The sequence below is a fragment of the Novosphingobium sp. KN65.2 genome, assembly GCF_001368935.1.
GTDB classification, from domain to species: domain Bacteria; phylum Pseudomonadota; class Alphaproteobacteria; order Sphingomonadales; family Sphingomonadaceae; genus Novosphingobium; species Novosphingobium mathurense.
Genome location: NZ_CCBH010000226.1, coordinates 1 through 11,812 on the forward strand (window position 1 = coordinate 1; position 11,812 = coordinate 11,812).

An 11,812-nucleotide genomic window follows, 5' to 3' on the forward strand; every position below is an offset into this window, starting at 1 on the left:
TCCATGTAGGCGAAGGTGTTCTCGCTCTCGACCATCTGCAGGTGCATGAGTTCGCTGGTCGCATCGTCGATGAACACCAGCAGCGTGCACTGCGGTCCTCGTTTCTCGAACCACCAGTGCTTCGAACCATCGACCTGGATCAGCTCGCCGCGGCAGTCGCGACGATAACGCGGCTGATAGGGCCGTGGTCGGCGGGCCTCGCGGTCCTTCCACAAGCCGGCCCGGATCATCAGCTGGCGAAGCGTCTCGCACGCTACCTTGATCCCATGGCGCTCAATCAGATACTCGCGCGCCAGTGTCGGGCCAAAATCGGAGTAATGATCGCGCACGATTGCGACGATCTGTTCGCGAAAGGCATCGCTGTGCCGGCGGTTGCTCGGACGGCCGCGCTTGCGCGACACGAGACCTTCCGGACCTTCAGCGTCCAGTCGCATCAGTAAGCGGCTAACCTGTCGTCGCGACACGCCAAGAAGTGTCGCTGCGTCCTGAACCCGGAGTTCGCGACGCCTGACGCGCAGCAGCGTATCAAAGCGTGACAGCTCATTATGGCTCATGGTCACCACCGTCATAAGCGCATCCTCCAGACCAGAGGATAACCATGCCACTCCGAACCTGCTGATGCCCACAAGCGATGGGACATTTCTAAATAGCAGGAGGGGACATTTCTATTTAGCGCTTACAGACATTAGAGATGATAATAAGGATTATGTAAATACAGACACCACAGCCGTCCATGTAAACTGTGTCCAGTGTGATGGCGAAAGGCTTGCAGTCACGTGGGTCTTTCAACAGTATCAGCGACCGTGTTCACTTCCTTCGCCACGACGCCCTGGCAGGCTAAAGGATTGGACTTAATTGCCTTGTGCCTAGCGATTTTGCCGTTAGTCATGGTTAACGATGCTTAACATCCAGATAGCAGAAGCGCAGAAGACGCCAAGGAATCTAGATTCTAAAGGCCCGGCAGCGGCAGGGACTCTCGCGGTAGTGGTTTTTGCCGCTTGCCTTCTAGGCATTTTGACCAGGCCCATTGGACTCCTTGCTACTTTTTGGCCAGCAAATGCCCTGATGGTTGGTATTTTGCTGCGCTTGCCAGCAAGCCGGACCATCTCGGGATGGTTGGCAGGTGCTTTGGCATTCTTGGCCGCGGACCTCCTCACGGGGTCAAGTCTGCAAAAGGCGGTGCTGTTGAACGCGGCGAACCTTGCCAGCATTGCTGCTGCCTTCCTGGTCCTGAGACGCCTGCCCCCTTCGATTCTGCTGCTGAAGGACCAGACGTCGGTTCCTTTCCTCCTTCTGGGCTCGCTGGCAGGTGGAATGGCTGCCGGTTTCGGAGGTATGATCGCCAATCCTATTCTGTTTGGCGGTAGTGCAAAAGATGGCTGGGAGTTCTGGTGCGTTACCGAACTGGCCAACTTCGTTACCGTGCTACCGCTCATTCTGGCGGCACCGCCCCCCTCTGTCCATGCCTTGCCCTTTCGGCGGCCAACACTGAGCGAATTTGCCCCATTTTCCGCGCTTTGCCTTTCCAGTCTCGCGGGCGTCTTTATCGGTGGCCCCGGGGCCATCTTGTTTGTCGTCCCTGCTCTGCTTTGGTGTGGTCTTACCTATTCGGTCTTTGTCACTGCGTTGCTGACTAGCGTTAGCGGCTACTGGGTTATGTCCGCATGGGTCATGGTTTACCTGCCCTCTATAAATCAAGGGCCTGACTCCTTTAGCCTGGTATCCTTCAGGCTTGGGGTTTCTCTCCTTCTCCTCTCCCCGGTCATGCAGGCTGTGTCGAGTGCAACGAGGAGATCCGCCTTTGCGGGTCTGGAAACTGTGGCGAACCTCGACCCGCTGACGCACATTGCCAATCGCCGTGCATTCTTGGCTCGGGCCGAGGAACTCCTTACTGGAGCAACAGGAGTTGCCTTGGTGCTCATGATGGACATCGATCATTTCAAGCGCATCAATGACAATTTTGGTCATGCCGCAGGCGATGCTGTGCTGATCGAGTTCGTACACAGGGTAAAGCGCTGCTTGCGAGCCTGTGATCTATTCGGGCGACTGGGAGGCGAGGAGTTTGCGCTTGTGATCCCAGATTGTTCCATGCGTCAAGGCAGCATGATCGCTGAACGCATTCGGCAGGCCATCAGCAACGAAGCAATGCTGGTTGCGGAAGCTCGTTACCTACCAATCACCGTCAGCATTGGAATGGCTGCATCGCACGGCGATCGCATTACCATACACGAGTTGCTTCAACGAGCGGACCAAGCCCTCTATGCGGCAAAGGACGCCGGGAGAAATCGCATCGAGCTCTTTAATCCGCAACCGACCCGACATTACTGACTGGAAAGTGACGACCGAACTCGGGAACAATTTCTTACCAAAGTCAGGGCAGGAGCTTTGTGCTTTGGGAGGCGAATCCCGTCCACTGCTGGTGTACGGGTTCTCGCCGCGGCAGCCGTCGTACACGGTCGAATCGGCGTTCACTGAAACTTGCCATTCATCGCTGGGCAGACTGACTGGAATGGCGTGGCCTGGGACAAAACGACCGGTCGGAATTTCGACTGGGAATGTCCGCGTACGCCGTAACCGGACGTTCTTGAACCGCCGACACTCGGCCAAGCAGGATTACGGTCAGATTGCGGCAGAGAATCGCTCCTGCATCATTCGGCCTAGGTCGCTTGACAGAGCGTTAATGCTTGGTCAGCGGGCATCACGCGGCCTGCTCCTGACGGCTTCGGATGTCGGCGATCCACTTTGCTAACATCTCGATCTCGGTTTCGATGACTGATGGTGCGGGCAGCGGCGGGTTGATTTCACCAGGCTGACTGTGGAGCAGAGCTGAACAACGCCCGAATGCTTCTCGCATGGTGTTGCAGTCGCTGTCGGTGAGAACGGTAAGCTTGATGAGACCTGTCGTGTCCACTTTCCGGGACAGGCGGCGAAGCACCGGGCCGACAACCTCCTCGACGGCGCGCTCCCAGGTGGTGCGAAGCTGGTCCTGGAACGATGTCACCTCGCGCAGCCACTTCGCCTGATCGCCGCGTTCGTGGTGAATCTTCACATTGGCGAGATGGGAGTTCATTCCGTCGATCACCTTGTCGAGCGGCATGACGCTGGCTGGCGGTTCTTGATGGCAATAGCCGGCATTCTCTCCGCCACGGCTGATCAACCTATAGGTGACCGGTGTCGCATCCCGGTCCTTGGTCGCGCGGCAGGCTTCATCGAGCAGCAGCAGGAACGCGATGTCGTGGGTGAACACGATCACCTGCCGGGTCTGCCCGGCTTCGGCCAAGCGCAGTGCGACCTTATCGCGATGCTGATGGTCGAGAGATGAAACCGGGTCGTCGAACACGATGGCGGATTGTGCATCGATGGTCGATAGTTCGGCCATGAAGGCGGCGAGCGCGACACAGCGATGCTCGCCTTCGCTCAGAACCTTGCCGACCGGTTCATTCGGCTTGTTGATGAGGCGGACCTGGAAGAAAGGCACGCCTGCGCTCGTCTTTGCTTGCTGGAGCTCGATGGCGAGTCCCGCGACGCCGAGTTTGTCTACCTCGATGGCAAATCTTCCACGCAGGCGATTGGTGACCAGCGCCTGCGCGATCCGCGTGCTCTGCGTCGTGATCTTGTTCGTGGCAGTGTCCTTGCCCGCTTTCTCAAGCGCGTCGATAGCTTTGTGACGGTCGATTTGCGCAAGCACATCGGCCTTTACGACACCGAGCCACTTTCGGTCAGCAAGGCCGTCGCGTTCTGCAATGAGAGCGGCGCGTTGTGGGGAGCTCGCTTCCGACTGCAGCGCTACCGCGCGCGCTGCGAGGTCGGCAAGGATTGAGCGTAAAGCGTCGAATGACACGGCGACGGCAGACGGGAGCGCCGGGGGAGCTTCCAGGGTGTGAGTCCGCAGGACGGCGCGCAGGCGCCAGCCCAGGGCAAGGATCTCGCGGCGAATGGTTTTTGAAAGATCGTCCTGACCAACGTCGTCCCTGATCAGCGCGATGACTGCCGGCAGCTTATTCATGGAGACGGCTTGCGAGGAGATTTCCTCCAGCAACTTCGCATAGTCGGCTTCGGCTTCCCGTTCCCGGCGTTTGCTCTCGTCCTGCACGAAGGCTTCGAAGCTGCTCAGGCGCTTTGAGGCTTCTTCGCCGAGTGGCTGCTGGCAGAGTACGCAGTTGGCGTCGCTACCGGTTACGGGAAATGGCTTATCGGGATAGGCTGCGGCGCGGGAATATCCGCGCGCAGCCTCCCACAATGCCTTCCAGACATCCGAACCGATTTCGGGCAGGGGCTCGTCGGAAAACAGGTTTGCGGAAGCCGCATTCGCAGCAGCGCGTGCCGCCGCGAGGCGCGAATGAGCTGCGTGGAGCGTTGTTCGGCTTTCCTCTGCGGTGGCGGCAACCAGCTTTTCGAGCCGCTCGATAATCGCCTTGATGCGGGTTTCCAGGCCCTGGAGTTGGCGGACAGTCCGCGCCGGGTCACTGGCGAGATCTGCGATAAGGGTCTGAAGCCGACCTTCTTCTTCGGTTGATAGACCCGCCAGGCTTTCGACGGTCTCCGGGTTGGTCTTGCCGGACAGGGCTGCGACGAGCTTTCCTACCTGGGTGTTGGGTTTGCAATCGGGTGCCGACAGGACGGCCGGTGTTTGTTCCTTCAGAGCTTTGATCTCGGCGACCAGTTTGGCTTTTACATCCTGGCACGCTTGCGCGAGACCAGCGAGGATACGTAGCGGCAGCGGCGTGTAGGCTAGGTCATTGGTGTTCTCGACATGGACGTTGGCGGTGCGCGAATCGAAAACGCTCACGGCGGAGAGCATGGCATCAGGGGCATTTCCTTGCGACCAGGATGCATTTCGCTTCTGGCCACCGATGTAGAATTCAATATTCGCAGTCGGGATGCCGGACGTGGTAGCGTAGATGTTCGGCAGGATCGCATCGCCCTTTGGCGAACGAGCACGGCAAAGTTGCTTGAGAACGCGAGCGTAGCCGGATTTGCCGGCACCATTGTCGCCGTAAATGACGGTGAGACCGGCTTTGCCGAATGAAAGGCGCTCGCCGGGTGCGAGGGCATTGACGTTCGACAAGCCATGGAGGGCGCCGAGACTAACGACAGCATTGCTGGCCGCCGGGTCCCGAAGGTGACTGGCGTCGAGCGGAACGGCCTGCTCAGTCGCTTTGCAGATTGCAGCAAGGGTAGTCAGGTCGACCGCTTCCAGCTTGGATTGGCTGCAGAGCCGACGCAAGGCATCGCGCTGCCAAGCCGGCAGGTCTGTCGACCACTTAAGGATGTCGGCGAGAGCCGCCGCTTCATTTGAGAGATCGTCGACTTGTGCGTCCATGTTCCGTCCCTGATCTTCACCTGCAGCGGCAGGTCATGTTTCTATTTGCCGAGGGCTCACCCTTCAGGTGCTTCAAGTCTTAGGTGCGATGATCACGCGCACCTTCAGTCTGCCCTCGCGGCCTTCCAGGTCGCGTTCGATGCCAACGGGGTTCCCGATGCGCCCCTCCGGATCGTAAACGAAGCAAACGAGGATCTTGCAATCGGGATGTGCCTCGTACCGCGCGCGGTCGATAATGAGCTCCTCACCGAGCTTCTTCGCCGTCATCGATGCGCGGGTTTTCTTGACCTCGATGACGATCTGCTCGGCTTTAAGCAGGAAATCGATGCGCGACGCAGCGCCTGCGTAGCTCGGGGTCCACTCCTCCTCCCGAATGTCGTCGAAATGGAGGCGCAGGATGGCATGGAGCAAGTCCTGCGTATCGTACTCGTCCTCAATCGTGAGCGTTGCGCGGCCAGCATGGCGCGCCTGCAACTGCCGCGCCGCGGCATGGAAGCGCAGGCACAGCTTCTCGATGAGGTTGACCTGGTCCGGCTCCATTCCCGCCGTTTCATCGTCGTTCCCGTATTCCTGGATCTCGTCAATCATCGAACTCAGTACCGCCATCGCGTTCTCGAGCCCCCGCACGAAGGCCCCGTGGATTTCGGCGTCCGTCGTGTAGGACGTCCAAACTGAAAGCGAGAAACTGACGTCTTGGAAATCGGTAAGATTGCGACTCTGCGCCCCGAAGATCCGCTCAATCGCGATCTCTGTGTCGCGGTACCACTTGGTGAACTGTGGCGACGAGCTGTTCATCGTAGCCAGGCACTTCGCGGCTTCGCGCTGACGGGCCAATATCTCGATCGACTGTTGCTTCTTCATTTGCGCGGACTGCCACAAGTCCGTTTGTAGTTCCATGGGGCCTGGACGCCATGGGTTGCGGATGCGCCGCTGCTGAAATAGCCTTGGCATGATGCGAAGTGGCGCGAACCTTTTCCAGTTCCAGATCCAACCGGCGCTGCGGGACCTCGTGCGTAGTGCCGATGGTAGGCCTGGGGCGCTGGCGGTCGTTCTGCCGTTTCTGACCGTCCACGTCCATCCGAGCGCGAGGGAGCGCGCCGTCGCCGCTGAGATCGTCCTGCGTGTGGGTGACAAGCGGGTTCTCAACGCGCAGGAGTGCTGCGACGGATGCATCGACGCCGCACTGTCCTCGCTGCAGGGAATCCGGGCGCGCCTGGTTGATGCGCGCGTTGCTCTGGCCAGCGAGCAAGGCGCCTTGTCCGGTCTCGTCGAACTCATGCTGACCGCAATCCGTCAGTTCCTGACTTTCGAACAGCGGCTCTCTCGAAGCGGTGCCCCTCGGCACCCAGGCGACGAATTGTATCGTGATGGCGAGGTCAGGCAGGCCTATTTCGACGCATTGGAGCAGCTGCGGGGCCACTTGAGCCGGTGCCTGGGCGCGGCGGCGGCATTGGCGGGAATGAACTTGCCGTCGGATGGCCTGATCACGGGTTACGCCGGACCTTGGCCGGCGGAAGCCTATGTACCCGTCGATCCAGCATCGCTGGTCCCGTAAGAGAGACCCGCCTTATCTCCAGCGCCGCGTTCCCATGTACGAACGGGCGCTTTCGGGGACGAAAATCGAGCAGTCGAACGTCCGAGGTGTTAGCGGTTGCGGCCGAGATGATCGGCCACATGCCAACGGCAAGTTTCGGCATAAGCGGACGCTCAGCGTGTCTGGGCTGAACGACCGGGTCTGGTCGTGAGTCGCCCGATCGCGGAGGCAGCGCGGGAGCGACGGTTATCACCGCGACGCCTCAGTCGATCAGACGGTCAGACTTCCTTCGTGAGGGGCATTCTCCTGCTACCGCCAGACCCGCACTCGCATATCGGGATTGCATAGAGCGCTATCTGCCAAGAGCGGTGCGACCTATTGCATGTCGGAAAAAGATGTACTATTTTCTGACATATGAAGACGATTAGCGCCTCTGTTCCTGACCGGGTCATGAAGCGTGTCCGCATGAGCGGGCGCGGTAGCGTATTCACGCCCAGCGACTTTCTCGCCGTTGGCGCGCGTTCGTCCATCGATCAGGCTCTTTCTCGACTCGTCAAAGGAGGCCAGCTTCGCCGCCTTGCACGCGGGCTATATGACTTCCCCAAGCTGCATCCGAAGCTCGGGCCTCTATCCCCAGCCCCGGACGATGTTGCCCAGGCGCTCGCGCGCGAGACCGGTTCACAGGTGCAGATTGCCGGTGCGCGGGCGGCTAACGCGCTCGGCCTTTCAGCGCAGGTCCCGGCCCAAAGCACATATCTGACCGATGGACCTTCGCGGCGCGTGGTACTGGGCAAGCGCGTCGTGGATCTTCGCCATGCCTCGCCCAAGCATCTGATCGCACCCGGCAGTCCGGCTGGTACGGTCGTTCAGGCGCTTCGGCATGTCGGCCCCGTGCGCGCTGCGGATGTCGCACAGATCGCCGCACAGCAGCTGTCGGCCAAGGACAAGAGGACGCTTGCCTCGACTGCCTTTCAGGCACCCGCCTGGATGCGGCCGACCCTTGTGTCGATCGCCAATGCAGCGGCGGCCAATATCGATGGATAAGGTCGCCCTTCTGCCGGCCGAAGATCGCGCTGCCCTTTTTGGGGAATCCGGTGCCGGTCGGGGTGTCGCCAACACGATCATCGAAAAAGACTTCTGGGTTTGCTGGAGTCTGAGACGTCTGTTTGGTCTGCCCAAAGGGACGACGGCGTCGCTCGTCTTCAAAGGAGGGACGTCCCTCTCCAAAGCGTTCGGCGCCATCCGACGTTTTTCCGAGGACATCGATCTGTCTTTCGACCGCGCAGAATTGGGCTATACCGGTGATCGCGACCCCGAGAAGGAAGGGATCAGCAAGAAGCAGGTAGCCCGACTGATCGATGATCTGGTCGGTGACGTCGAGCGTCACATCGCCGACAAGCTTCTTCCGGCGCTCCGCGCCGAGATCGTGGGGCAGCTCGGCGAGCCGACCAACAGTGAGTGGAAGCTGGAGATCGATTCCGCAGACTCCCAGACGGTGAACTTTCATTACCCGACGGCGCTGCCCGTCTCCGAATATGCGGGCATGGCTTACATCACGCCGCGGGTGAAACTCGAACTCGGTGCGCGTGGCGATCCCTGGCCGACCGAAGAGAAACTCATTCGCCCTTATGCTGCGGAGGATTATCCCGATTTTTTCGAGCATCCCGAAACCAGCATCACGGTGCTGTCAGCCCGGCGCACCTTCTGGGAAAAGGCAACCGCACTTCATGCGGAAGCGCACCGTCCGGCAACTTCTCCCACGCCGCAATATTTCTCGCGGCATTATTATGATCTCGCCATGCTCCTCGAAACGACAGAGGGACAGGCCGCCGCGACCGATTTCGATTTGTTGGCACAAGTGGCCGCGCACAAGACAATCTTTTTCCGCTCCGGCTGGGCGAGCTACGACACCACACAACCAGGCACGTTGCGGCTGATGCCTGACGAGGCGCGGCTCAGGGACTTGCGCGCCGACTACCGGGCCATGGCGCCGATGATGTTCGATGAGAAACCGCCGTCATTCGACGAAATACTTGCTAAGATTGCGGCGCTTGAGGAGAAGATAAACGGCTCGTGAAAAGCCGTCCGCCGGGGGAGGAAGATTTATTAGTTCGATTCGATCCATAGACCTTCTCATTGACGACCTCGCGCTCTTCATCCGGCCAGCGCTCGTGGCGCCGCCGTGTGGGCGCCAAACTGTCGGACAAACGCGAAATTGCACTGTGCGACGCACACGTCAAATCCCCGTTTGACCCAGTATCAATCTTATCCTTCACTGCCGAGTTCCTCATCGTCTCCTGCGGATTTGGTCCTCAGCGCAGCACACGGATACGTGGGGTAGGATCAGCGGTTACCTTGAACTCGATGGTCCCCACGAACACCTGCGCCGTCAGGATGAAGAAGGCGACGCCGCGCTGTGCGATGATTGCGGCGTACCGCTCGAGCGCATCGGCAAGACGTGGAAGGCGAGCATCCCCGCCAAGGTGCAGCTTGGTCACGGCGTGAAGCTGCACTGACCCAGAGCCGAGGCATGAAATTGCGAGCCATACACCTTCAGAGGAGTTGACCTGAACGGGTGGAGACTTACATCTCCTGCGCGGCGAAAGGCCGCTGGAGAGGAAAAAACTGGATTGAAGGAGGCAAACGAATGTCCCTCACCCGTTCGCGACATCCTTATGAGTTTACACCAAGACCTCAGCCAGAGCCCGAGGTGAAGCAGGCGATACTGTCTTCCTGGGTGACCCATACCGGCACCCGGCCCGGTTATCCTGACAACAGGCACTGGTGCAGCACGGCGCCCACAGCCTGGAATGCCAGATTCGGATCGCAATCGAGCGGGTAGCCTCGCGTCATGCAAAGCAAAATCCTCGCATACTTTGCCAGAGAGGAAGAACGGCTCGAACAGGCTATTTCAAGCCGTGTCGCGGTATCGGCGCAACGCCAAGCCGAGATCGCGTGCCTCCAAAAACTCCGGGGCATCGTGCGTGACCAAATGGAAAGCTGGGGCACCGATCTGGGCGAGCCGACCTCGTCGTTTTGCAAGTCCCAGCTCTGATCTTGAATTGAATCGTTCAGCTTTTCATTCTGATGGTACAGGCCCCGTCGAAACCGCAAACCAAACCCAATCACTGACCTCGTACACCCTCCGGTGCACGAGGTCAGCCTTCGTGTCTTCTCCAACGTTTGCTGCATTGACTGCGCCAGAGAAGATCCTGAAAGATATGGGGCGAAGGGGGAGGAGGCAACCATGCGCGCGCGCAAACGATCTGGATTGACAAGGCCAAATCGCGGAGCGGCCGCTTGGCCTGTTGCGCTGCTTACGATGCTTTGTGCATGCGGATCGAGCACACAGGCCCCTGCCCCGAGCACCGCGCCCACCAGCTACTCCATCCGCAAGGCCGATCTCTACGCAGCAATTCCGAATGACATTTGCCGATCCCGGAATGCCGCGTTCCTCAATGGGCTCGTGCAACGCGTGAGCGCGGCGCTGCCGCCGGGCACGTCATCCTTCGACTTCGTGGATTTCCAGGCTGTCGTTCCAAAGAATGGGAAGGCGGCCTCAGCTGTTGTGCAGTTTCGGACCAGCGGCCCCGATGGAACTCCCGTCACCATGTATGCCGCAGGATCGTTCGATCCCAAGACATGCGTGGTAGGGCCGATGACAGGTGGCGTCGGCCGGGGACCGCACGATCCCCATGCCACGGTGACGTTCTCGGAGAAGGAAACGTAATTTGCCAAGGGTGAGGCAAAGAAGATCCAATCCTGGCACTATTAGGAAGCCATTTCGCGCAGCGCCTGTTCAGCCAGGAGCGCATTACTGCGCGCGGCTTGTACGCGCTCGGCGGCAAGAGAAGTGGCATCTGCTCGCGATGATCGCCTCCAGCTTCTTTGCCGTGTTTGTAATCGGCATGGTGGTGACCCACTGGGATGCAGTCACGTCTAGCGCGGGATTCGACCGCCTGGCTGGATCGGATTGTCCAGTTGTCATGATCCATGATGGCGACACCATCCGCTGCGGAATGGAAACGATCCGGATCGAGAACATCGACGCGCCGGAGCTCGAAGGCTCGCCGCGGTGCTCGCCTTACTCGGTCCAACGCCTCTACAACTCGCAGAACCCGGCATGGTGCGATGACGAAATGGGCGTGGCTTCACGCGAGGCGTTGGCTGCGTTTCTCAAGGTAGGCCCAATCAAGCTAACGCGTCATGCCACTGATCGCTATGGGCGAACGCTGGCAAAAGTGTCGGTCCGTGGCCGCGACGCCGGACAACACCTCGTCGCGATGGGTCTGGCCCGCGTCTGGCACTGATCGAAAACCCAAATGACCTGGCTGCTCGTCGGCATTCTAGACACACACCCGCACAGCAGTGGCCATGCTGACAACGACAAATCTCTCACCACACGCGCTACAACGTCTGGCGTTAATCAACGATACGCGCGATATGTCTAGATGGATCTTCCTGGCAGCTTTCCACCGAACCCCGCTGCCGGGAAGACCCACCTATCCAGCAGAAGGACTAGCTTCAGGAAGATCTGCCCTGTCGATGCCAAAAATCGCGTCGAAATCCTCGGGCTTGGCCATCAAATCGGCCAACGTATAATGGTCTAAAACAGCCAGAAAGGCTGCGAGCGCTTCCTTGAGGATGCCGGTCAAACGACAGGCCGGCGATATGATGCAGGTGCCGCAGTCGACAAGGTCAAATCCTCCTTCGGTATGACGCACCAGAAGGCCAAGGTTGATTTGCGATGCCGGCATGCCTAGCCTGATCCCGCCCCCTCGCCCCCGGATGCCTTCGATGTACCCTTCCCTGACCAGATCATTCACGATCTTCATGAGATGGTTCTGCGAGATCCTATAGGCTTGCGCCACTTCAGCGATCGAGCAGAGGCGCTCGCCATGAGCGGCAAGATGCATAAGCGTTCGCATCGCATAGGTACGTATCCGATAGCGGCC

The 11,812-nt window shown here is 59.5% G+C and carries 12 protein-coding genes; 7 read left to right on the forward strand and 5 right to left on the reverse strand.

All coding sequences use genetic code 11. The annotated features are described in order from the left end of the window. Positions 1-569, reverse strand: a 569-nt coding sequence (locus SPHV1_RS23720) for a helix-turn-helix domain-containing protein (protein WP_156367448.1), incomplete at its 3' end; no start/stop codon positions are given. Positions 570-1,065: 496 nt separating this feature from the next. Between SPHV1_RS23720 and SPHV1_RS23725 the strand changes: the two genes are divergently transcribed. After that, on the forward strand, positions 1,066-2,328 hold the full coding sequence (locus SPHV1_RS23725; protein ID WP_054948463.1) for a GGDEF domain-containing protein: 1,263 nt from the start codon (positions 1,066-1,068) through the stop codon (positions 2,326-2,328). A gap of 370 nt (positions 2,329-2,698) precedes the next feature. Here the strand turns inward: SPHV1_RS23725 and SPHV1_RS23730 are convergent, their stop codons facing one another. Together SPHV1_RS23730 and SPHV1_RS25590 are read right to left on the reverse strand one after the other, a co-directional pair. After that, positions 2,699-5,323 carry an AAA family ATPase gene (locus SPHV1_RS23730; RefSeq protein ID WP_054948464.1) on the reverse strand — a complete coding sequence of 875 codons (2,625 nt, stop codon included), beginning with the start codon at positions 5,321-5,323 and terminating at the stop codon, positions 2,699-2,701. 72 nt (positions 5,324-5,395) lie between these two features. Next, a complete protein-coding gene (locus SPHV1_RS25590) occupies positions 5,396-6,184 on the reverse strand; it encodes a hypothetical protein (protein WP_197277802.1) in 789 nt (262 codons plus the stop codon). An 88-nt stretch (positions 6,185-6,272) separates the two neighbouring features. On the opposite strand from SPHV1_RS25590, the gene SPHV1_RS23740 reads away from it, so the two are divergent. From SPHV1_RS23740 to SPHV1_RS23750, 3 genes are all read left to right on the forward strand, one after another. Beyond that, complete coding sequence (locus SPHV1_RS23740) at positions 6,273-6,878, forward strand: hypothetical protein (RefSeq protein ID WP_054948465.1); 606 nt, start codon at positions 6,273-6,275, stop codon at positions 6,876-6,878. 429 nt (positions 6,879-7,307) lie between these two features. After that, positions 7,308-7,901 carry a DUF6088 family protein gene (locus SPHV1_RS23745; RefSeq protein ID WP_054948472.1) on the forward strand — a complete coding sequence of 198 codons (594 nt, stop codon included), beginning with the start codon at positions 7,308-7,310 and terminating at the stop codon, positions 7,899-7,901. Continuing rightward, positions 7,894-8,934, forward strand: coding sequence for a nucleotidyl transferase AbiEii/AbiGii toxin family protein (locus tag SPHV1_RS23750; RefSeq protein ID WP_054948466.1), 1,041 nt, complete (start codon positions 7,894-7,896; stop codon positions 8,932-8,934). The genes SPHV1_RS23745 and SPHV1_RS23750 overlap by 8 nt, the downstream gene beginning before the upstream one ends. Before the next feature lie 235 nt (positions 8,935-9,169). Here the strand turns inward: SPHV1_RS23750 and SPHV1_RS23755 are convergent, their stop codons facing one another. Further along, positions 9,170-9,355 carry a hypothetical protein gene (locus tag SPHV1_RS23755; protein WP_156367449.1) on the reverse strand — a complete coding sequence of 62 codons (186 nt, stop codon included), beginning with the start codon at positions 9,353-9,355 and terminating at the stop codon, positions 9,170-9,172. A gap of 353 nt (positions 9,356-9,708) precedes the next feature. Between SPHV1_RS23755 and SPHV1_RS23760 the strand changes: the two genes are divergently transcribed. The 3 genes from SPHV1_RS23760 (at position 9,709) to SPHV1_RS23770 (ending at position 11,167) form a co-directional block, all read left to right on the forward strand. After that, positions 9,709-9,912 carry a hypothetical protein gene (locus tag SPHV1_RS23760; RefSeq protein ID WP_054948468.1) on the forward strand — a complete coding sequence of 68 codons (204 nt, stop codon included), beginning with the start codon at positions 9,709-9,711 and terminating at the stop codon, positions 9,910-9,912. Between the two features lie 192 nt (positions 9,913-10,104). Next, positions 10,105-10,587 (forward strand): hypothetical protein, encoded by a 483-nt coding sequence (locus SPHV1_RS23765; RefSeq protein ID WP_156367450.1) that lies wholly within the window; start codon positions 10,105-10,107, stop codon positions 10,585-10,587. Positions 10,588-10,726: 139 nt separating this feature from the next. Beyond that, positions 10,727-11,167, forward strand: a complete 441-nt coding sequence (locus SPHV1_RS23770; protein WP_231634845.1) for a thermonuclease family protein — start codon at positions 10,727-10,729, stop codon at positions 11,165-11,167. A 192-nt stretch (positions 11,168-11,359) separates the two neighbouring features. Here the strand turns inward: SPHV1_RS23770 and SPHV1_RS23775 are convergent, their stop codons facing one another. Next, positions 11,360-11,800 carry an Rrf2 family transcriptional regulator gene (locus SPHV1_RS23775; RefSeq protein WP_082431147.1) on the reverse strand — a complete coding sequence of 147 codons (441 nt, stop codon included), beginning with the start codon at positions 11,798-11,800 and terminating at the stop codon, positions 11,360-11,362. Between the last annotated feature and the right edge of the window lie 12 nt (positions 11,801-11,812).